The 21,992-nt window shown below is 38.9% G+C and carries 19 protein-coding genes and 1 pseudogene; 12 read left to right on the forward strand and 8 right to left on the reverse strand.

The window, feature by feature from the left end; translation table 11 throughout:
• Positions 1-226: 226 nt before the first annotated feature.
• The gene (locus tag ABX891_RS06640; RefSeq protein ID WP_502936053.1) at positions 227-2,920 is read right to left on the reverse strand and encodes a metallophosphoesterase; all 2,694 of its coding nucleotides are present in this window, start codon (positions 2,918-2,920) and stop codon (positions 227-229) included.
• Positions 2,921-3,105: 185 nt separating this feature from the next.
• Positions 3,106-4,599: a peptide MFS transporter gene (locus ABX891_RS06645; RefSeq protein ID WP_354629146.1), complete on the reverse strand. Its 1,494-nt coding sequence runs from the start codon at positions 4,597-4,599 to the stop codon at positions 3,106-3,108.
• Between the two features lie 226 nt (positions 4,600-4,825).
• Between ABX891_RS06645 and bcsG the strand changes: the two are divergent.
• Both bcsG and tyrR read left to right on the forward strand, forming a co-directional pair.
• Positions 4,826-5,503 (forward strand): annotated as a pseudogene (gene bcsG / locus ABX891_RS06650) (cellulose biosynthesis protein BcsG); the annotation flags it as partial.
• A gap of 188 nt (positions 5,504-5,691) precedes the next feature.
• A complete protein-coding gene (gene tyrR / locus ABX891_RS06655) occupies positions 5,692-7,248 on the forward strand; it encodes a transcriptional regulator TyrR (RefSeq protein WP_002958215.1) in 1,557 nt (518 codons plus the stop codon).
• A gap of 28 nt (positions 7,249-7,276) precedes the next feature.
• On the opposite strand, the gene ABX891_RS06660 is transcribed toward tyrR, so the two are convergent.
• Positions 7,277-7,771, reverse strand: a complete 495-nt coding sequence (locus ABX891_RS06660) for a hypothetical protein (protein WP_197098769.1) — start codon at positions 7,769-7,771, stop codon at positions 7,277-7,279.
• A gap of 106 nt (positions 7,772-7,877) precedes the next feature.
• Here ABX891_RS06660 and ABX891_RS06665 point away from each other — a divergent pair, with 106 nt between their 5' ends.
• Positions 7,878-8,411 carry a thioesterase family protein gene (locus ABX891_RS06665; RefSeq protein ID WP_121954443.1) on the forward strand — a complete coding sequence of 178 codons (534 nt, stop codon included), beginning with the start codon at positions 7,878-7,880 and terminating at the stop codon, positions 8,409-8,411.
• An 80-nt stretch (positions 8,412-8,491) separates the two neighbouring features.
• Here ABX891_RS06665 and ABX891_RS06670 read toward each other — a convergent pair whose 3' ends face one another.
• Positions 8,492-9,145 (reverse strand): OmpW/AlkL family protein, encoded by a 654-nt coding sequence (locus tag ABX891_RS06670; RefSeq protein WP_354629147.1) that lies wholly within the window; start codon positions 9,143-9,145, stop codon positions 8,492-8,494.
• Between the two features lie 407 nt (positions 9,146-9,552).
• A complete protein-coding gene (gene olsF, locus ABX891_RS06675; protein WP_002958219.1) occupies positions 9,553-11,259 on the reverse strand; it encodes a bifunctional ornithine lipid synthase OlsF in 1,707 nt (568 codons plus the stop codon).
• Positions 11,260-11,388: 129 nt separating this feature from the next.
• On the opposite strand from olsF, the gene ABX891_RS06680 reads away from it, so the two are divergent.
• Positions 11,389-12,309, forward strand: a complete 921-nt coding sequence (locus ABX891_RS06680) for a 2-hydroxyacid dehydrogenase (RefSeq protein ID WP_354629148.1) — start codon at positions 11,389-11,391, stop codon at positions 12,307-12,309.
• A gap of 96 nt (positions 12,310-12,405) precedes the next feature.
• Positions 12,406-12,552, forward strand: coding sequence for a hypothetical protein (locus ABX891_RS06685; protein ID WP_024603735.1), 147 nt, complete (start codon positions 12,406-12,408; stop codon positions 12,550-12,552).
• 194 nt (positions 12,553-12,746) lie between these two features.
• Here ABX891_RS06685 and ABX891_RS06690 read toward each other — a convergent pair whose 3' ends face one another.
• The gene (locus tag ABX891_RS06690; protein WP_002958222.1) at positions 12,747-12,992 is read right to left on the reverse strand and encodes a hypothetical protein; all 246 of its coding nucleotides are present in this window, start codon (positions 12,990-12,992) and stop codon (positions 12,747-12,749) included.
• A 106-nt stretch (positions 12,993-13,098) separates the two neighbouring features.
• Positions 13,099-13,542 (reverse strand): hypothetical protein, encoded by a 444-nt coding sequence (locus tag ABX891_RS06695; RefSeq protein ID WP_354629149.1) that lies wholly within the window; start codon positions 13,540-13,542, stop codon positions 13,099-13,101.
• Positions 13,543-13,655: 113 nt separating this feature from the next.
• Between ABX891_RS06695 and ABX891_RS06700 the strand changes: the two genes are divergently transcribed.
• Positions 13,656-14,039, forward strand: a complete 384-nt coding sequence (locus tag ABX891_RS06700) for a response regulator (protein ID WP_002958224.1) — start codon at positions 13,656-13,658, stop codon at positions 14,037-14,039.
• Between the two features lie 108 nt (positions 14,040-14,147).
• Here ABX891_RS06700 and rpsT read toward each other — a convergent pair whose 3' ends face one another.
• The gene (rpsT, locus tag ABX891_RS06705; protein WP_002958225.1) at positions 14,148-14,408 is read right to left on the reverse strand and encodes a 30S ribosomal protein S20; all 261 of its coding nucleotides are present in this window, start codon (positions 14,406-14,408) and stop codon (positions 14,148-14,150) included.
• Positions 14,409-14,703: 295 nt separating this feature from the next.
• Here rpsT and murJ point away from each other — a divergent pair, with 295 nt between their 5' ends.
• From murJ to ispH, 6 genes are all read left to right on the forward strand, one after another.
• The gene (gene murJ / locus ABX891_RS06710) at positions 14,704-16,242 is read left to right on the forward strand and encodes a murein biosynthesis integral membrane protein MurJ (RefSeq protein WP_502936054.1); all 1,539 of its coding nucleotides are present in this window, start codon (positions 14,704-14,706) and stop codon (positions 16,240-16,242) included.
• A gap of 84 nt (positions 16,243-16,326) precedes the next feature.
• Complete coding sequence (gene ribF / locus ABX891_RS06715; RefSeq protein ID WP_354629151.1) at positions 16,327-17,277, forward strand: bifunctional riboflavin kinase/FAD synthetase; 951 nt, start codon at positions 16,327-16,329, stop codon at positions 17,275-17,277.
• Between the two features lie 5 nt (positions 17,278-17,282).
• A complete protein-coding gene (gene ileS, locus ABX891_RS06720) occupies positions 17,283-20,111 on the forward strand; it encodes an isoleucine--tRNA ligase (RefSeq protein WP_354629152.1) in 2,829 nt (942 codons plus the stop codon).
• Positions 20,112-20,123: 12 nt separating this feature from the next.
• On the forward strand, positions 20,124-20,624 hold the full coding sequence (gene lspA, locus ABX891_RS06725; RefSeq protein ID WP_002958230.1) for a signal peptidase II: 501 nt from the start codon (positions 20,124-20,126) through the stop codon (positions 20,622-20,624).
• Entirely contained in the window at positions 20,621-21,061 is a 441-nt protein-coding gene (fkpB, locus tag ABX891_RS06730; RefSeq protein ID WP_002958231.1) for an FKBP-type peptidyl-prolyl cis-trans isomerase, read from the forward strand. Before lspA ends, fkpB begins: the two co-directional genes overlap by 4 nt.
• Positions 21,061-21,990: a 4-hydroxy-3-methylbut-2-enyl diphosphate reductase gene (ispH, locus tag ABX891_RS06735; RefSeq protein WP_354629153.1), complete on the forward strand. Its 930-nt coding sequence runs from the start codon at positions 21,061-21,063 to the stop codon at positions 21,988-21,990. Before fkpB ends, ispH begins: the two co-directional genes overlap by 1 nt.
• Positions 21,991-21,992 lie beyond the last annotated feature (2 nt).

Below are 21,992 nucleotides of genomic sequence, written 5' to 3' on the forward strand. Positions count from 1 at the left end.
GGGCGTTATTTAGTATGTAGTGCATGTGTAAATTTTATAGGACGGTTATTATAAAGTTGCGTGTTTGTAATACAGTTAAGTAAAATGAACTTATATGGTATAAATTCAAGTGGGAGCACTTGTTTTAAGTCATTGTATTTAAATATTAAAAAGGAGGTTTAACCTGCGCTAAACCTCCTTTTACAATTAATAAGCAAAAGCCTTTTTGTATGTAATTATTTACACTTTAAGAGCCGTTACCAAAGAACTTGTTCCGTTGTTCTATCCACACGTTAGTTTTAATTGCTGGAGCTGCTTGATAATGGCGCTCAATGGTTTGATTTAGCACTCGCGTCGGTTGCTCAAAAGACAGCTTTTGTTGTGCGCTACCCATACTTTTAATTTCATCTCTGGTCATAGCACGTCCTGCATAAAGCAGCGAGTTTAAGTACCCTGGTACTATTTCGTAATTGTTATCTGTAAAAAGCAATACAGATTGATTGAGTGCCCAGCGACTATCGATTTCGCCATCTTCTTTTACGCCAGCAAGTTCTCCATCTATATAGACTTCAAATACCCCGTTGGTTGGTGCTGTATAAAATACAAAAGCTATACGATGCCAAGAGTCAGGTTGTGTATTGCCAAAATAGCCGCTATCGCTAGTTGCTTGTCCATAGCCGCCGCTTGGGTCAATAAACATATCGGCATCATCATTAAGATAATCAGTTGTATTGGCTTGCATAATTGCACGGTAAATATCTTTACCTTCTGCGGGCCAGTATAAATCCATTACCAAGGTGTAGTCAGACACCATTCCTTCATTTGCAAAGTCACCATTTGCTGGTGTGTTTAAATCAATAAGTAAGCCTTCTGTTGGAGCGTGGCGAGAAAACGCCATAACACCTGAAGGACCATCACTTAAATCATCAAAATTTAATTGAGTAGTGGTGCTATATTGTGTCTCTGCAGTGCCCCAATTTGTTTCATCTGGATCAAAGTAGCTAAGTACCGAAGGTCCAAAATCAGCTGCTAACGGGTTGTTAGTATCGTCAAAGTTCCATACGGTTACATTTGCTAAGTTGTTACATGAATAAAGTTCGGTGTCAGTGTCAAGGTGTAGGCACTGACTTGTTCTAGCACGTGCATATTTATCAAGTAGCCACCAAGCTTCAGCTATTGGTTCTACGTTTGAGAATGTAACACTATTAAAAAATAAATCAGGATTCAAAGCTGCTCCTTTAAATAGTGCAACTTCGTAATTATTAGTGGGTTGTATATCTTCAGGTTTAAGTAAAAACCAATCTGGTTGACTTGCAAACATCGTTGTTAAGTCGCTTCCCGATACTGTTACTTTATAAATAGAGTTAAACCCTGGCGTATTTGATGGCTGTCTTTCTACGTAAAAAGCTTTATGGAAGTCTTCTTGAGTCAGTGTGCCGGGTGTCCAGCGCTTTTGTACTAGTTCAGGGTTAAGTAATGCTGCGCTAATTGTGCTTGAATGTTTTGCGGCTAAGGCGGTTATTTCGGCTAGCTGCGCATCAGTTGGATAGTTTTCAGAAATAGCGATTTCAGTTTCTGCATCGGGAGCATAACGCCCCATTATTTCATCGACAGCCAATTTGGTTTCTTCGTCAGGTTCTATAGATGTTCGTGTATCTACATGTTGATAATCGTAACGACTTAGTGTTTTATCGGCTGTATCAAATACTAAATTTAAGTCGGTGACTCCGCGTGCATAAAAGTCGGGCTGGATGACTAAGGCGTTATTCTCAAGCTCTATAAAGTCCTCACCACCATGAGTATGCCCACCAAGTACTAAATCTATACCGGGTACGTTGGTTGCTATCTCTACATCAGTTCCTTTACCTAAGTGGCTTAGCATAATCATGTAGTCAACTTCATCGCTGTATTGGCTTACAATACTTTGCGCGATTTGTTGCCATTTCCAACTCATTTTAAATTGTTTTATAAAGTCAGGAATAGGGTCATCTTCAATTGGTTCGTCAAGCTCATCCCATGGTACTGACGTCATCCCAAACACACCTAATGTTATGCAACCAACCTGTACCTTAGCAAAGTCGACACCACCAAAATTCTGACTGTTTTCTCCCTCAAAGCGGGTATTACTGGCAAGTACAATGGCATTATCGTCTTGTGAAAATTCAAGTAGTTTTTCAGGGCCCCACGCATAGTCATGGTTCCCTAAAACACGTAAATCAAAAGCCATTAGTTTTACGGTTTCATCAGAGGCTAACCCTTGTGATATTTGCTCTGCTACAGTGCCTTTTTCGTAAACATCGCCACCATCGGTGAATAATGTATGCGGTGATTCGCTTAGCGCTTTTTTATAATAAGCTTTAATGCGACTAAAATATTGTTCTTGATATCCAAAGCGAGAATGCATGTCGGCAACATGAACAAACCTTACAGATTGCTCTGTTGCATTAGCATCACATGTAGGGCCAACATCAGAAAACGCGACAGTACGTTGCATTTCTATTGCATAGCTACCTAGTTGGTTTACTTGTGCACTAACAAAGCCTTGCGATACCGTTGAATCAGTAATGCTTGACCAAGAGTCTCCGCTAAAACGAGCAATAGTTAATTGGCCGCCTAATACATAGTCGTCAGGTATTTTTATAGTGACAGTCATTGGGCTAGAAAGTTGAAGTGTATCTGGTGTAAGCGTATGTATATCTGAAATGATATTTTTTGCTTGATTATTCTCATCAAGAACTAATTTTTCGTAGGTTATTTCAGTATCGCTAGCCACTATTTGCCCAGGAGCATTGATAGTAAAGTTACCTTCATCTAATGAGGTTTGTAAGCCATTAGCGTTGGTAATAATTAAACCACTAGGCTCAGGCTCTACAGGATCATTTGGATTTACTGTTACTTCATCACCGCCACCACAGGCAGATAAAAAATAAGGAGAAATAATGCTATTAGAGTGGTACGTGATAACGTCAATGCATGCATATACTGCTGTCCCTGAGTCTATTCAATAATCAATCAGGATATAATATCAGTTAACGGGGGCAGGGCAAAGTTGGATAAAAAATTCCTCCATAGAAGCTATGGAGGAATTGTCTTAGGTTATATTGCTACATTTGAAATAAACAATAATTAAGAGACTTTCTCTTCTAAACCTTGTTTTTCCCATACTTTAGCTTTAAAAGTCATTAGTACTAAAACAACACCAACACCAATGCTAAATAATGCAATTTGTAAGTATAAGTTAGGAATTTCATCAACATTATTCGGATCGAAATTACCAGCAAGTAAACCTGCGATGATGTTACCGATTGAGTAAGTTAATACAAACACACCCATCATTTGGCCAGTGTAACGTTTAGGCGATAACTTACTTACAGCACTTAATGCTACAGGGCTTAAACAAAGCTCACCCACTGTATGTAAAAAGTACGTAGTAACAAGCCAGTAAGGCGCTACTTTTAAACCTTCAGCTGCATAATGAGCCGCCATAAACATAACTAAAAAGCCTGATGCCATGATAATTAAGCCAATTGCACATTTAACGCTGTAGCTAGGTGATACTAAGCTTTTAGATAAGTTAATCCAAAGCGCTGCAAAAAATGGCGATAAAGTAATAATAAACAGTGAGTTTAATGATTGAAACCACGTTGTAGGGATTTCAAAAGTACCAATAAGACGGTCAGTATAGTCGCGAGCAAATAAGTTTAATGATGAACCAGCTTGTTCAAAGCCAGACCAAAAACATGCAGATGCAATACAGACTAAAAATAGTGCCCACATTCTTTGTTTTTCGGCATCGGTTAAATTACCTGTAAAGTAAATAACACCAAAATAAACAAAAAAGATAATAGTAAATACAATAGCTACGTACCCTGCAACCACTGTTGGATTGATTACAATTGCGCCGGTCATTGCTGCCGTAGTAACTGCAGCAGCTGCAATTATAAATACAGCAATACCACCCCAAGCGCGTGAAGTGCCTTTAGGGCCTAATGGATTAGCAGGTAGTGCGCCGTGCTCTGGTAAGTTATTAAGTGTGAGTTTGTACTGCACTAAACCAATGGCCATACCTACAGCAGCCGCACCAAATGCCCAGTGCCAGCCTACGTTCTCCATAAAGTAACCACATACGTAGTAACCTATTAAAGAACCCATGTTAATACCCATGTAATAAATAGCGTAACCGCCATCACGACGCTCATCAGCATCGCTATATAATTGGCCTACCATTGCACTGATATTTGGTTTTAGTAAACCAGTACCTGTTGCTACAAATATTAAGCCAATAAAGAAAGAATAATCATGTGGAATAGCCAAAATAATATGGCCAATCATAATAGTTATGCCGCCATACCAAACTGCTTTTTGACCACCAAACAATCTATCAGCTAGCCAACCACCTGGTAAGCCTAAAAAGTATACTGCGCCTGTGTACAAACCATAGATTGCAGCAGCTGATGCAACAGTAAAGGCAAGGCCTTCTTCTTGTAAGCTTGCTGTCATGAATAATACGAGCATAGCTCGCATACCGTAATAACTCATTCGTTCCCACATTTCAGTGAAGAACAATGTCGAAAGTCCTTTAGGGTGGCCAAACCAACCACTATCTGGAGCTGAACTCATATTTACTTCCTAACTTTAAGAATTGTTGTAATGGCCTTATAATTTTTTGCTTTAGCTATCTTAGTATTTAGTCATACTAAAATGCTCGACCATCAGTTTATTATTTGTAGCTAAGATAATGATTTGCTATATGGTAGTAACACCAGAAGGTAAGAGACACACCCTTATCCTAGTTACAATTGCGCTCAAGTATACATATACCTTAGTGCTAGGGGAAGTATTCGCGGTGTATCACTACGGTGGTCTAGATAGCACGCCATTTAATATCGATTCAATGCCAGTGGCGCTACGAGGTTTTGATAATAGTCCTATTTACTCAGATGAAGCTGTGCTGGATGGTTGGTTAGAGCAAGCTGATGATTGTAAGCCGTGTGCGATGTACTACAACACCACAAGTTTACATGATGGTAATCAGCTAGAGAATCAACCAAGGGTTAATAGTAAAGAGACATACCCAATCAGACATAAAAACTTGTTTGCTGATATTAACCAATTTGTAAAAAAATTAGAAAAACGCGGTCGCAACGTTATGTTAATGATAGTGCCTGAACACGGCGCTAATTTAAAAGGTGACAAAGTACAGTTTGCAGGTTTACGTGAAATCCCAAGCCCAGCAATTGTGTCGGTACCTGTAGCAATTAAATTTATAGGCCCAGACGTACAAAACTACTCGCAAATTGTGGTTGATGATTCAACAAGTTACTTTGCGCTTTCAGAGCTGGTAAGTAAGGCGCTGCAAACTGATGTATTTGGTGGGAATAATAGTGTTGCTAATTTGCTTGAAAACCTACCTACAGCACCTAAGGTTGCTGAAAACGAAGGCACAATAATGATGTATGTTAACCAAAGACCATTTATACAATTAGATGGTGGTGATTGGTATGCTTACCCACAAGGTAAGTAGTCACATAATAAGATTTAACAAATAGCACTGGTATAGTTAAATATCAGTGCTACTTTTCTTCATTTAATTACATTTCAACTTATCGCTTTCGCAGTCTGTTTCGTCCAAAAATGTTTACAATAAGCTACCTTCTCAAAGCGACTTAGCGTATTATTCAGCTAATATAGTTTTTCCTTCTTTGAGGATGTATGCGTCTAGATATTCACTGTGCTGATCGAATTGGTATTGCTCAAGAAATCCTTAATATATTAGTTAACTACAGCGTTGATCTAAAAGGAATTGAAGTTGATTCTGTAAATTGTCGTATGTACGTTAGTTTTCCCGAAATAGAATTTGAACAATTTCAAAAAATTATGCCATCGATACGTTTAATCGACGGCGTACATGACGTGCGTACCACTGCGTTTTTACCATCTGAGCGTGAACACAACGAATTAAATACTTTGCTACGTGCATTGCCTGATGGCGTTATCTCTATTGATGCTAAAGGTTGGGTACGCTTATGCAACGATGCAGCATGTAAGGACTTACAGTTAATTGAAAAAGAAGTTATTGGTGCAAATATTAATAACTTACTTAAAGGGTTTAACTTTACACGTTGGCTAGAAGGTAAAGAAGTACTCGGGCAAACCACACGCGTTGAAGTGGCGGGTGAGGATTTTATTGCAGACATTTTACCAATTGCAGTCCCTCAAGGTAGTGAAGGTGATGTGCTTGCGGGTGCGGTTATTAACATTAAATCGCAAAGTCGCTTAGGGCAGCAGGTCAGTGCATTTAGACGCTACGGGCAAGAAAGCTTTGCTACTATTCATAACTTTAGTACGGCAATGCGCCGAGTTGTGCGCGAAGCACGCAAAATGGCGCAACTAGAAGCCCCTATTTTGATTACTGGTGAAACTGGTACAGGTAAAGAGTTATTAGCTAGGGCGTGCCATTACGCATCTAATCGCTCTGTTAAGCCTTTTATTGCGCTGTCGTGTGCTTCACTTCCTGATGATGTTGCTGAGTCTGAATTATTTGGTTATGCCGGGTACGAAGAAAACGCAGCGCCAAAGCGTGGTGTATTAGAGCAAGCTGATGGTGGAACTGTATTTTTAGATGAAGTTGGCGAAATGTCGACTCAACTACAAACTAAGTTACTGCGTTTTTTACAAGATGGTACGTTTAGAAAAGTAGGCGATGAGAACGAAGTTAAAGTAAATGTACGTATTGTTGCCGCTACTCAAAAAGACTTACCTGCAATGGTACAAGAAGGGGTTTTTAGAGAAGACTTATATTACCGTATAAACGTGCTTACTTTAGAAATAGCGCCACTAAGAGATAGAAAAGCAGATGTAGGGCCACTTGCAGAGCATTTTATTCAAAAATACGCACAACAAAATGGTCATGCAATTCCTGTTTTATCACAAGAATGTTTAAGCTTTTTACAAGAGTACCCGTGGCCTGGAAATGTGCGTCAGCTGGAAAATGCAATTTACCGTGCAGTGTCGTTACTAGATGATAGCGAGCTTCGCGTAGAGCATTTGCAGTTACCAACTTTTACTCATGATTTAGGGTATTTAGAGTCTGATTTTGAAGGCTCACTAGATCAAGCTGTTAAACGTTTTGAGGCGACTTTACTTCGCAAACTCTACCCAGCTTATCCAAGCTCACGTCAGTTAGCTAAGCGATTGGGCCTAAGTCACACCGCGGTAGCTAATAAATTACGTGATTACGGGATTAACCGAAAAACAGTAAAAGTGTAATTGACATAAAGAAATTAAAATATGGGGACTAATTTTTAGTGCCCATATTTTTTGTTACCCCATCAATTGCAATCGTCTCAATACCTTCTTCGTTAAAGTTCATTACGATACTGGCGTTATTACGAGTGAAAAAATAGCTACGGCCATTTAGCTCAATAACATAGTCACCTTTTACCGGATCGCTAAACTGCTGCTTTTTTAGAGTGACTGTATGTTCGCCAATTTGCCATTCAAACTCCTCAATAAACCCATTATTAAATTCTTGAACCCATACTTGGCTGTCATCTTTCGAAAGCGTGATGGCGACAGAATAAGAGCTAGGAATTTGCTCCATATTGTAACTTTTAGATCCAATAGTGAATTTCTCAGCTTTTTGCTGCCATTCAAAACCAAATTTAAATTCTTTAACTACACCGGTAGGGTAAGTTACTGAGCCTTTACCTGGTAACGAAAAATCGGCAAAAGCATTGTAGCTAGGGACTGATAGGGCCAGTGCAGCGATGATTTTTAGTTTTGATTTCATTAGTTATCTTTTTTATTGTAATAATGATTTAAGATTAAAGTAGAATATTCGTCTTCGCAAGGGGCTATGCTACACTCGAATAAATTTAACTGGTAAGACCTTTTTTGTGAACTTATATATTCGACTTTTATTATTATTTTTCAAAATTAAACGCAATAAGCAATATCAAAATCTACTTGATACAGTAGATATTGATTACAAAGCTTTGCCGACTGATTGTGATATTAATCTACATTTAACGAACTCACGCTATCTTGCGATGATGGATTTATCTCGCACGTGGATGACGGAGCGTGTTGGCTTACTAAAACAAATAATGAAGCGACGTTGGTTTCCGATTGTTAACGCAACTGCTATTACTTATATCCGCGATATTAAACCTATGCAGCGATATACAATAAGTACTAAGTTAGTTGGCTGGGATCATAAATACTTTTATATTGAGCAAAAGTTTCACTCAGAGCGAGGCTTACATGCTATTGCTTATGTACGCGGTGTATTTAAAAGTAAAAAGGGTATTATAAGTATTGAAGAAATGCTTGAAGTTGCTGGTTTTGATGGGAAAACACCTATATTGCCAAGTGAAGTAATGCACTGGAAAGAAATGTTAGAGCAGAAAAAGTTAAGTAACCTGCCCTAATCTCTACAAATGAAAAAAAGGCCTTTCGGCCTTTTAACACACATTGTAATTGGGTAACTATGTACTACTTTATATTTGCTTTAAAAACTGTACCTAACACCGAACATTGCAACAACTGGGTCAAGCTCAACAGTTGATGTAAGTGCTTTTGCACCATTAGCATAAACAGTGGCATCGGTATCAATATCCATAATTGATACCATGGCGTGTAAACCCCAGTTTTTATCAATTTTATAGTTAGCACCTACCTGAGCCATAAAGCCAAACGAATCATCTAACTTTACTTCTACATCGTCTGTTCCTAGTGTTGCTTTAAGTGCTTGAGAGGGTTGCTCATCAAAAAATGCAGTGTAGTTTATGCCTACGCCTATAAAAGGTCTTAGCGCATAGCTTGTATCTAAAAAGTGGTATTGTGCAACCAATGACGGTGGAAGTTGTTTTATATCTGCAATTTTATTGCCTGCTAAGCCGCCTGCGCCATTTATATCGTGTGAAAACGGTGTTGCTGCTATCAGTTCTAACACCCATTGATCGTTAAATGCATAATCTACGGTGATACCTAGTTGAGTATCTGAATCACCTTTAAGGCCTAGCGTAGGTGCTTCATTAATCGCTGAGCTACTGTTATCAGGGTTTACGTTAATAGCGCCAACATTTACGCTAAAGTTAGCGTGTGCAGCTGGAGAGAGTGCTAATAAAGAGGTTAATAATGCGATGCTAATTTGAGTTTTCATGTTGTTCTCCAAGAACTACTATTTAATTAGCGCTATTATTACCGAGCAATAAATATGAAAACCTGTTCTAGATCAAAGTTTAAAAAGCATTTGAAGCTTATAAAATGTTTTATTGATTTAGATTAATTTTAGTGTCGTTATGCTTTTGTAAAGATTGACATATTTATTTAATTAACAGTCACATGAATATAAGGCAGGCACTGCCTTGCCATAATCTCGTGTTTAATCAGGGCCTTAATAAACAAGAAAATATCTTTTTAGCAGGGAACGAAAATAATTTAAACACCCGACACTTAAAAAAGTATTGGAAGACTTAAATGCGATTGAGTTGGTATTTATAATTAAATATAAACCGAGTACTTTATAAGGCATAAAATACTCGGTGCACTGACTTTACTTATCAATAGTTATTCCAAATAACGTTTAGCTTTGTTTTCTTTAACACTTTTAAGATCGACTAATACCAATCCATCAATACAATTATTAAAATCGGGATCAATGCTAAAGCTTAAAAATTGTACGCCGCCAGGGTTGCAAAGCTCAGTGTATTGTTTAAATAAAGTAGGGACTTGAGCGCCCATATTAGCTAACACATGTTTTAACTCTACAAAATCTTCTTTAACATCGTTTCCATTAAAAAGAATATTGCATTGAGTTAGCTGTTGCTCAGTTAATTTAAGCTCATTATTAGGTGTAGCTAGTTCTATGCTGCTTTTATAGTAATGTTGATAGTAATAAACGAGCATGGCTTTGGCTTGCTCAGGTAGAGCGTTGGACACGCTTACGGCCCCAAATAAATATCTATACTGTGGGTAGTTTTTTATAAAAGCACCAATACCGTACCATAAATAGTCAAGACTCTTACGTCCCCAATACTTAGGTTGTACAAAACTTCGACCAAGCTCAATTCCTTGGTGTAGATAGGGCGTCATAGCGTCAGTGTAAGAAAATAAACTATCGGTATATAAACCTTCACGTCCATGCTTTTGTATTATCTGTTGTGCGCAGGCTAATCGATAAGCACCTACTAGCTCTAGTTGCATAGGGTCCCACAGTACAAGGTGTTGGTAATCCATATCGTATTTATCTATATCACGACGCTTACCGCTTCCTTCACCTACTGCTCTAAATGCTATTTCTCTGAGGCGTCCCAGCTCTCTAAAAATAGGTGAACTACCTACATATTGATATAGATGAATGTGCATGCCATCGTGTGTTTTACCCAAAAGCTGACATTGCTCAATTGCTCTTTTTAGTTCTTTTCTACACTCGGGCACAGCAATAGGTGTTTGTGTTTTTAGCGGCAGTGTTTTTTTAGTTGTAAGCCTATAAAGCTGTTTACGTATGAGGTTTACAATTTCTTTATCTTTAAGGTTTTCTATTAAGTAGGACTCAGGAGGGATAGAAGCACCAATCTCAAACTCTAAAGATTTTTTGCGCTGCTTAAACATTTCTGTCACTAATAATAAACTTGCCAGAGGCTTATAAATCATTGATGTACCATAAAAAAGTGGACTATTTTTGGCTTTAATAAAAATAGGTAAAATGGGGCAGTTGGCTTTTTTTGCCATACGTAAAAAACCGCTATTCCATTTGCAATCCTTAATACCGGTTGGTCCTAGGCGCGATACTTCCCCTGCAGGAAATATAAGTAAGGCACCTCCACCTTTTAAATGGTTTTGTATATTACTAAGCTCTTGCTTTTTACTCATACCAGATAAGTTATCAACAGGGAGTAACAGAGAATGCATTGCGCTGACCGACATTAACATGCGGTTTGCGACTACTTTTAAATCTTGCCTTACTGTAGAGAGTACTTTGATAAGTGCTAAAGCATCTAGTGAACCAATAGGGTGGTTAGCAACAATAACAAGTTTACCCTCGTTAGGAATATGTTCTATCTGCTTAGGTTTATAGCGCGTATCAAAATTGAGTTCATCAAGTACTTGCTCAACAAATTCTAACCCTTGTAGGTGAGGGTAGGTATTACCAAAGGTGATAAACTCTTGCTCATGCAATAAGTAACCTAAGCCCTTTTTTACTAAACCTTTTACTTTTGGAGAGTTCTCTAGTTGTGGTAAGTTTGCTGCAATTACTTTATCAACACTTATCATATTAACCTCATATTCCGTTTGGTCTATTCGCTATACATGTAAGATTAAAAAAAGGGTGTGACAGTTACTTTGCAGTAGTGTGACTTTTTAAAGTACTAAATTATAAACTGTGAATTGCTAGGAGAATTTATGTCGGTATTGGTGGCTATAACGGGGCGCAACAACGAAAAGCTAATAACGAAGTTACAAGAGCGATTACCAAATACATTGATAGAGCAATGGCCTGATTGCAAAAACGCAAATAATGTGGATTTTGTACTTGCGTGGAATGCTCCTGAGTCTCTGTGGCCGCAGCTGCCTAACTTAAAAGCTGTGTCGTCATTTGGTGCAGGCGTAGACAGTATCGATTTAACATTATTACCTGAACATGTCGAAGTAGTACGTATTGTGGACATGCAATTAGCTGAAGATATGGCGGAATATATACTTACACATGTCTTAGCTCAAAAATTACGCTTAAAAGAGTATTACACTAAACAAACACAGCAAACATGGAAGCCAAAACGAGCTTTTAGTAATAAACATGTTGGTATACTTGGATTTGGCGAATTAGGTAAAGCATGTGCGCAAAAACTTATAATTAATGGCTTTAAAGTAAGTGCCTGGGCGCAAAGTAATAAAAACACGGCTAATGTCGAGGTTTATTATGGCGATGAAGGGCTTAGCGGTATGCTTTCTGACGTTGACTACCTTGTATGTCTATTACCCCTTACGCAAGCAACTACAGGCATTATTAATCGCTCAATGCTCGCTAAGCTACCTTCACATGCTGTTGTTATTAATGTGGCACGTGGTGCTCATGTGGTTGAGCAAGATTTATTAAATGCATTAAATAACGATAGCTTACGCGCAGCTACCTTGGATGTTTTTGACCAAGAACCTTTAACGCAGAATCACCCTTACTGGGGAAACCCCAAAATAACACTTACACCACATTGTGCAGCGCTATCTGATTTAAATAGCGTTATAGACCAAATAGCCGATAATATTGAACGTTTGAATAAGGGCTTAGCACTCAATAATTCAGTGGATAGAACAAAAGGTTATTAGCTGATAGCTAATTAGTTTAAAAAACAGCTTGTTAACATTTGTAATTTTCATTAGTGTAAAAGATATTCTCACTAATAAAAATATAAAGAGGGTGTTATGAAATCCGGTCAAAGTGGGGCTAAATTAAGCCTCGTTGTTATTTCAATTATCGTGCTAGGTGTTTCAGCTTGGTTTAATCAGGCTAACGCTGAAGATAGTCCATCTAAAACACAAACCCAAAGTGAATTAACAACAGTAGATTAACCTAGCTTATTAGGTATTTTCGGTTTTCGTCTTTCTTCTCGTTTCTCTCAACAGTACATGCTCAGCACCATTATTGTAGTGGTGCTTTAGTGGCGTTCAATACTGTCCTGATCCAACGTGTTTCTAATATTTTAAAAATTCGCAATAAAAAAGCCCAGCAATGCTGGGCTATTAAATATTCTAAGGAAAAGTTGTTAACTTTGGGTTACATTAAATTGCCCGAATGTATAAACTTTAAACAAGTAAAAAGTGTTGATCAACACTAAACTCATATTTGAAATAACGCTCGACGACATAAGATCTAGGCTAAATGATAAGAACAATAAACCACATGCACTAATGGCGGCAACGCGCAGCAGTGTTATCTGGTTAATAAAGAATGCACCTAAACCTAGTGCAAGTAGTGTAGTATTTAAAAGCCAATCTAGCTCGTTTAGCATGGTCGTTTCAATAGTTCAGTTGTTGAAAAAAGGAGCGCCATTATGTTGATCTTTTGCACACCTTTCAACCAAGTAATTTTAAATTTTCAGATTAGTTTTTTTAATGCTAAAAGTAACTGCCAATTGCCGAAAACAAACCATTGTCAGCAATTACTTGATACTTTTGACAGCTCTGTGGTTTTTGTAAATCACTGCATAAATAAAGGGATTCACGGCTAGAATCATAGTTGGGGTGCAAGTTGGAATCAATTAAAGTAGCTCCGTAACCTAAAAGTCCAGGCCAGTAAACACTCTCACTTACCATCCCTAATTTTTTATAGGTGAGCAAGGTTGGTTTTGGAAAAGCTAAAATTATTACAATAACAATGGCCAGAGATATAAATAGCCCCTTTTTTGACTTTGTTTTTTGGCTAGTGCCATTGTTTATGCTTGTTTTTTCCTCTGCGGGTATAGAGCGCTGAGTAGGGCGTTGCGGCTTTCTTTTTTGCGCTGTTTTTTTTCTTGTTGGTGCTTTACCTAGCAACGACTGTTTATTTGGGGTTTTAGACATAAAGCAAATCTGGCCTTTTTTCCGTAGGTCTCTATAATTAAATGAGCAAATTTATATACTAAGCTAATTATTATGATAACTTAAAGTTAGCTTATAGCCTACGAGGAATAAAGATGAATACGCAGCTATCAATTTTAATTGTAGATGACGTTAGCACAGTGCGTAGTTTTTTGAGTCAAACGCTCATGCACTTAGGGATAGATAACGTAAAGGAAGCATCTACTGCCTCACAATGTATTAGTGAGTGCCAGGCTGCAAATTATAATATCATTTTTTTAGACATAGAACTGCCGGACGGCGATGGCAAAGATTTGATTGCACAAATCAATGAATTAAGCCCTGAGACAAATGTAGTAATGGTATCTGCGCATTCAGGTATTGAAAATGTTAAGGATGCAATTGATAAAGGCGCTAAAGGATTTGTAGTGAAGCCGTTTACACCTAAAAAAATAGCGGCAATGCTTAAGAAGTTTTATCCAGACTTGGAAAATGTATGACACCAATCTGTTTAAATATTCATGTCGACTGTTATTAAAGTATGAGATTAAATCTTAGATAAAAAAAAACCGGCAAAAGCCGGTTTTTTATATTCTATCAAAAACAAATTATAGAGCTTTAATCTTAGCTGCTATACGGCTCTTATGACGAGCTGCTTTGTTTTTGTGAATTAGACCCTTAGTTGCGTAACGGTCTAGGATAGGTGTAGCAACAGAAAAAGCTTGCTGTGCAGCTTCTTTATCGCCCGCTTCAATAGCAACAATTACTTTTTTGAAGTAAGTGCGCATCATTGAACGACGGCTTGCGTTGTGCTGACGGTTTTTTTCGCTTGTGATAGCGCGTTTTTTTGCAGACTTGATGTTAGCCAAGGTTTGCTCCTAACAATCTTAAAATAAAGCTTAAATTAAAGGCCGTGGAATATGCCTGTTTCTATCATGGATGTCAATTTAAATTTAACAATCCAAGAAAAACTGCACCATATAACGAGCATCAATTTGCCGCTTTAGCAGTTAATATAGACATTGTAACAAAGCACAGACCCCCAGCCTAGTGCTTTAAAGCGATTTATAAAAAAGACTGTGGCATAATCGCCTATCTTGAGGATTTTTGAGTAGGTTTAAGGTGTCAAAAGGTTTATTTCGCTCTGGTATGATTGTTAGTTGTATGACTATGATATCGCGTATTTTAGGGCTCGTTCGAGATGCTGTCGTTGCCAATTTATTAGGCGCAAGTGCAGCGGCTGATGTTTTTTTATTTGCTAACCGTATTCCTAATTTTTTACGCCGTTTATTTGCAGAAGGTGCCTTCGCACAAGCATTCGTACCTGTGCTAAGTGAAATTAAAGAACAGCAAGGCGACGACAAGGTCAGACTTTTTGTTGCACAAGCAGCAGGCACATTAGGAACCATTTTACTAATTGTCACTATTATAGGTGTTGTTGCTTCTCCTGTTATTGCAGCATTATTTGGTACCGGTTGGTTTATAGATTGGTGGCAAGGCGGACCTAATGCCGAAAAATTTGAACTTGCAAGTTCACTACTTAAACTTACATTCCCCTATTTATTTTTTGTAAGCTTAGTTGCACTTAGTGGTGCGGTTATGAATGTGTATAACCGTTTCGCTGTTGCTGCTTTTACACCAGTTTTGCTTAATGTTTCTATTATTACGTGTGCAATTTTTTTACATGATAAATTTTCAGTAGGTGCTTATTCACTTGCCATAGGTGTATTTGTCGGTGGTGTAGTGCAGCTACTATTTCAACTACCGTTCTTGTATCGCGCTAAAATGTTGGCGCGTCCGCGCTGGGCATGGCAAGACGAAAACGTAAAAAAAGTACGAAAACTTATGCTACCGGCTTTGTTTGGTGTCTCTATTAGTCAAATTAATCTGTTGCTAGATACCATGATTGCGTCATTACTGATGACGGGCTCAATTGCATGGCTTTATTATTCAGACCGCTTAATTGAATTTCCGCTGGGATTATTTGGTATTGGTATTGCGACAGTTATTTTACCGGCGCTTTCTAAACTACATAGCAGTAAAAAAAGTAGCGACTTTCAGCATACTCTCGATTGGGGAGTTCGTTTTGTTATATTTTTAGGCCTGCCAGCAATGATAGGTTTAATGATCATCAGTCCACTTATTATTACCGTATTGTTCGACCACGGTGCATTTAAAGAAGACAGTGTTGATCATGTCAAAGCTGTAAGCTTAGGCGTAGTCGCATATTCGGTCGGACTTGTAAGCTTTATGCTAATAAAAGTACTCGCTCCTGGCTTTTATGCTCGTCAAGATACAAAAACGCCGGTGCGTATTGGTATTATTACCTTAGTACTTAATATGGTGTTTAACATTATGCTGGCTCCTTTCATTGGTTATTTAGGGTTGGCACTTGCTACTTCGTTATCGGCTAGCTGCAATGCATTTTTATTATACAGACAGCTTAAAAAAGAAAATGTATACCAGTTCTCATCAATGAGTATGCGTTTTACACTTAAATGTGTTGTTGCAAGTATTGTTATGGCAGCTGTCACATGGTTTGTGAGCAGTTACTATTATTGGGCTACATGGGCCTTTACACAGCAAGTAATATTATTAGTAGCGCTAGTGGCTTTGGCTGGTATTAGCTACTTTGCAATGCTATTTGTGATGGGCGTTAGACTAAATACGATAAAAAGTGTAGCAATTACTGAATCAAACTAAAAAAAAGATTATAATCGGCAACTCTGCGGCTTTAATCATTTTTTAGCCGTAATTAATAGCTCGCTAAACAAGGCATTAGGTGGCATGGAGTTAATTAGAGGTATACACAATATTCGCCCACACCATTTTGGTTGTGTGTTAACTATTGGTAATTTTGACGGCGTTCATTTAGGCCACGCAGAAGTGTTAAAAGGTTTACTTAGCGATGCTAAAGCGCATAGTTTGCCTAGCACTGTAATGCTGTTTGAACCCCAGCCACAAGAGTTTTTTGCTAAAAACAATGCCCCTGCACGGTTAACGCGCTTACGAGATAAGTTACGTTTATTGAGTGATTTAGGTATTGAGCGAGTTATTTGCATTAGCTTTAATCAGCAATTTGCAAACATGCATGCTGAGCAATTCGTTAATGAGATTTTGATTAAAAAGTTAGGTGTTAAAGCACTTACTGTTGGTGATGATTTTAAGTTTGGAAAGCAACGCCAAGGTAACTTTCACTTACTTGCTAGCATGGGTAAGCAAGCGGGCATGGATGTAAAAAGCACCGCGAGCTTTCGTCAATTAAATGCTAGAGTAAGCAGCACTTTAATACGAGATGCTTTAGCATCCGGTGACTTAGGAAGTGCTAAAATAATGCTTGGTCACGATTATGCTATTTCTGGGCGTGTTATACATGGCTGGAAAAGAGGACGTGAACTCGGTTTTAGAACGGCAAATATTGCCCTAAAACGCCAAGTGTGTCCTGTTAATGGGGTGTTTGCAGTGCAAGCAACGATTGCAGGAAAACAGATTTTTGGAGTTGCAAATGTAGGTAATAAGCCGACATTTAATGGAACTCGTGCATTGTTAGAAGTTCATCTTTTTGATTTTGCACAGGATATTTACGGACAATTTATGCATGTGGAGTTAATAAAAAAACTTCGCAATGAGAAAAAATTCGAGACATTAACACAATTAACGGCGCAAATAGCAACCGATGTTGCTGCCGCTAAGCAGTGTTTTGGTTTAAATCAGGTAGCCGATAGAGACGGAATGTAGGATAAATGAGCGACTATAAACATACTTTGAACTTACCGGAAACACCGTTTCCAATGCGTGGCAATTTGGCACAACGTGAACCAAAAATGCTTAAAGCATGGTATGAAGACGACCTTTATGGTCAAATTCGCAGCGCTAAGAAAGGTAAAAAAACCTTTATTTTGCATGACGGCCCTCCGTATGCAAATGGCGATATCCATTTAGGCCACTCAGTAAACAAGATTTTAAAAGACATTATTGTTAAGTCTAAAACATTATCTGACTTTGATTCTCCTTATGTACCAGGTTGGGACTGTCATGGTTTACCAATCGAGTTAATGGTTGAGAAAAAAGTAGGCAAGCCGGGCGTAAAAGTAACCGCGAGCGAGTTTCGTGAAAAATGCCGTGCATACGCTAAAAAACAAGTTGAAGGTCAAAAAGTCGACTTTAAACGTTTAGGCGTATTTGCAGATTGGGATAAGCCTTATTTAACAATGAACTTTGACTTTGAAGCAAATGCAATTCGTGTACTTGGTCGAATTATTGAAAAAGGTCATTTGCATAAAGGCGCCAAGCCTGTGCATTGGTGTACAGACTGTGGCTCTGCATTAGCAGAAGCTGAAGTTGAATACCAAGATAAGCAGTCACCAGCAATCGATGTGCGTTTTACGTTTGTTGATCAAGATGCTGTTGTTAGTGCCTTTGATCTGGCTGATGGTCATAAAGGTGAAGGCAGTGTTGGTACTGTTATTTGGACAACAACACCGTGGACGCTTCCTGCAAACCGCGCTGTGGCTGTGCATGCCGATTTAGAGTATGCGTTAGTACAGGTTGAAGATGAAGGCGTACAACAACGCCTAATTTTAGGTTCTGAGCTTGTTAAAGATGCTATGGACCGTTTTGGTTTTAATCACTTTCACGTACTAGGGTATGTAAAAGGTGCAGCGCTTGAAAACTTGCAAGTAGCCCATCCTTTTTATGATTTTAATGTACCAGTGATTGTTGCAGAACACGTAACTACTGATTCAGGTACTGGTGTTGTACATACCGCCCCAGGCCATGGTCAAGAAGATTTCGTGGCAGGCTTAAATTACAACCTTGAAGTGGCTAACCCTGTTGGTGCAAATGGTGTTTATTTACCAGATACCGAACTTTTTGCAGGTCAGCACGTATTTAAGGCGAATGCGAGCGTAATTGAAGTGTTAAAAGAGCGTGGTGCGCTTATGCATCACCATGCGCTTACGCATAGTTACCCACATTGTTGGCGCCACAAAACACCAATCATTTTCCGTGCTACACCGCAGTGGTTTGTAAGTATGGATCAGGCTAACTTACGTCAAGATTCTCTTGCTGAGATTAAAAACACGCAGTGGTTACCAGAGTGGGGCGAAAGCCGTATTTCTAACATGGTTGAAAGCCGCCCAGATTGGTGTATTTCTCGCCAGCGTACTTGGGGCGTTCCTATTGCATTGTTCGTTGATAAAGACACCGGTGCACTTCACCCAAATACACAAGAGCTAATTGCTCAAGCAGCAGAGCTTGTTGAAAAGTCTGGTATTCAAGCGTGGTACGATTTGGAGCCTGCTACATTACTTGGTGAAGAAGATGCCAAGCAATACATGAAAGTGCAAGATACGCTAGATGTATGGTTTGACTCAGGTGTTTCGCACGCGTGTGTAGTAGATGCACGTGAAGACTTGGTTGGTCCAGCTGATTTATACCTTGAAGGCTCTGATCAACACCGTGGTTGGTTTATGTCATCAATGATGACGTCAGTGGCTATTAATGGCCATGCACCATACCGCCAAGTATTGACGCATGGTTTTACTGTTGATGAAACTGGCCGAAAAATGTCTAAGTCGTTAGGCAATGTTATTTCTCCACAAAATGTGATGAATAAACTAGGCGCCGATATTCTTCGTTTATGGGTTGCTTCTACCGATTACACAGCAGAAATGACTGTATCGGATGAAATATTTAAACGCTCAGCTGATCGTTACCGCCGAATTCGTAACACCAGCCGTTACTTACTAGCTAACCTAAATGGTTTTGATCCAAAAACAGATCAAGTAGCTATTAATGACATGGTTGAGCTTGATAAGTGGATTGTGGGTCGTGCTGCTCAGTTGCAAGACGAAATTTTAGCCGCTTACGATAGCTACCAAATGCTATTAGTAACGCAAAAGCTAATGAACTTCTGTACGGGTGAGCTTGGTTCATTCTACTTAGATGTAATTAAAGATCGTCAGTACACAGCTAAAAGTGATAGCCATGCACGTCGCTCTTGTCAAACTGCGCTTTATCATATTGCTGAAGCAATGACGCGCTGGATGGCTCCAATTATGAGCTTTACCGCACAAGAAATTTGGGAAGCGTTACCGGGTGAGCGTAGTGACTACGTATTTACATCAGTTTGGTACGATGGCTTACAAGCGCCAACAAATAGCCAATTTAGTAACGATGATTGGTTAGAGATTTTAACTGTACGTGACGAAGTAAACCGCTTATTAGAAGCTGCACGTAAAGAAGAAGTCATTGGTGCAACACTTCAAGCAACGGTGAATTTATTTACGGGTAAAGAGCTTGCCGCTAAATTAAACGCGCTTGGTGATGAACTGCGTTTTGTATTGTTAACATCAGCCGTGAATGTTACTGAAGTTGATAGCCAGCCTGAAGATACACAAGCTACCGAGATTGAAGGTTTGTTCATTAGCGTTGCTGCAACAGATGCTGCTAAATGTGAGCGTTGTTGGCATTACAGCGAAGATGTAGGTGTTGAGCCTGCTCATCCTGAAATTTGTGGTCGTTGTGTAAGTAATGTTGACGGCGAAGGTGAAAAGCGTCAATTCGCTTAGGAGTTATTCTTAGTGAGCAAACTAGCCCAAAAAAGTGGTTTAGTGTGGCTTTGGTTGAGTCTATTACTTTTAGTAATAGACTTTGCCAGTAAAACACTTGTTGTAGGGACTATGGCTTATCAAGAGTCTATAAACTTACTCCCTGTTTTTAGTATTACTTATGTACATAACTATGGTGCTGCTTATAGCTTTTTAAGTGAAGCGGGTGGTTGGCAGCGTTGGTTTTTAAGTGCAATTGCCGTTGCTATTAGTGCTTTGCTTGTGTGGTGGCTAAAACGCTTACCTGCTACAAATAAAGTACTATGCGGTGCTTATGCATTGGTACTTGCTGGCGCTATTGGTAATTTATACGATCGTATTGCGTATGGTTATGTAATCGACTTTATTCACGTTTTTTATAAAGACTCACATTTTCCTGTATTCAATATTGCCGATTGCGCTATTTGTATTGGCGCAGCATTATTGTTATTTGACGCCTTCACCGGCGAGAGTCCAAAGGAGCATAAAGCATGAGCCAAGCTGTAATTGGTGAAAACTCGCAAGTTATTTTCCATTTTTCTATTAAATTAGAAGATGGCTCTGCCGCTGATTCTACCAAGGTGCACAACAAACCTGCTAAATTAACAATGGGTGATGGCAGCTTAACGGCAAACTTCGAAAAGTGTTTATTAGGTTTAACTGCAGGCGAAAGTAAAACGTTTGAATTAGAACCTGAAGATGCGTTTGGTCAGCCAAACCCAGATAATATTTACTACGTTGACCGTAGTAAGTTTGGTCCAGAAACACCAGCTAAGGTAGGTGCAATTATTGCGTTTACTCAACCAGACGGTACTGAGCTTCCTGGATTAGTTCGCGAAGTGCAAGGTGAGTCGGTAACGATTGATTTTAATCACCCTTTATCTGGCCAACGTTTAACGTTTGAAGTTGATATTATTGAGGTGGAAGGTTAATGGAAATATTACTAGCTAATCCACGCGGCTTTTGCGCTGGTGTTGACCGTGCTATTAGTATTGTTGAGCGCGCCCTAGATATTTTTGAAAAGCCAATTTATGTGCGCCACGAAGTAGTACATAACCGCTATGTGGTTGATGGATTAAAAAGTCGTGGTGCGGTATTTGTTGAAGAGCTTGATCAAGTACCTGACGACAGTATTGTTATTTTTAGCGCACATGGCGTATCGCAAGCGGTTCGCAGCGAGGCTAAACGTCGTGATTTAAAAGTATTTGATGCAACGTGTCCGCTTGTAACTAAAGTGCATATGGAAGTTACACGTGCGAGTCGTAAAGGTATTGAGTGTATTTTAATTGGACACCATGGTCACCCTGAAGTAGAGGGAACAATGGGACAATATGATAACTCAGCCGGTGGTATTTATCTTGTTGAAACCGTTGATGATGTTGTTGCGCTTAATGTAAAAAATGCTGAAAATCTTTTTTACTGTAGTCAAACGACTTTATCAGTTGATGATACTGCTGATGTTATTGATGCACTACGCAATAAGTTTCCATCAATTGACGGACCTCGTAAAGATGATATTTGTTATGCAACGCAAAATCGTCAGGATGCTGTTCGTGACTTAGCTGACAAAGTTGATGTGCTATTAGTTGTTGGCGCTAAAAACAGCTCTAACTCTAATCGCTTACGTGAACTTGCAGATAAAATGGACACTGTTGCTTATTTAATTGATGATGCAACTGATGTGCAAGAGCAGTGGGTTTCAGGTTCTAAATCAGTGGGTGTAACTGCGGGTGCCTCTGCGCCAGAAGTACTTGTACAACAAGTTATAAGCCGATTAAAAGATCTTGGTGGTACGCAGGTTGTTGAAAACCCAGGCAAAGAAGAGAATATCGTATTTGCTGTTCCTGTAGAGCTACGTTAATT

The organism is Pseudoalteromonas sp. NCIMB 1079, assembly GCF_040567695.1.
Taxonomy (GTDB): domain Bacteria; phylum Pseudomonadota; class Gammaproteobacteria; order Enterobacterales; family Alteromonadaceae; genus Pseudoalteromonas; species Pseudoalteromonas distincta.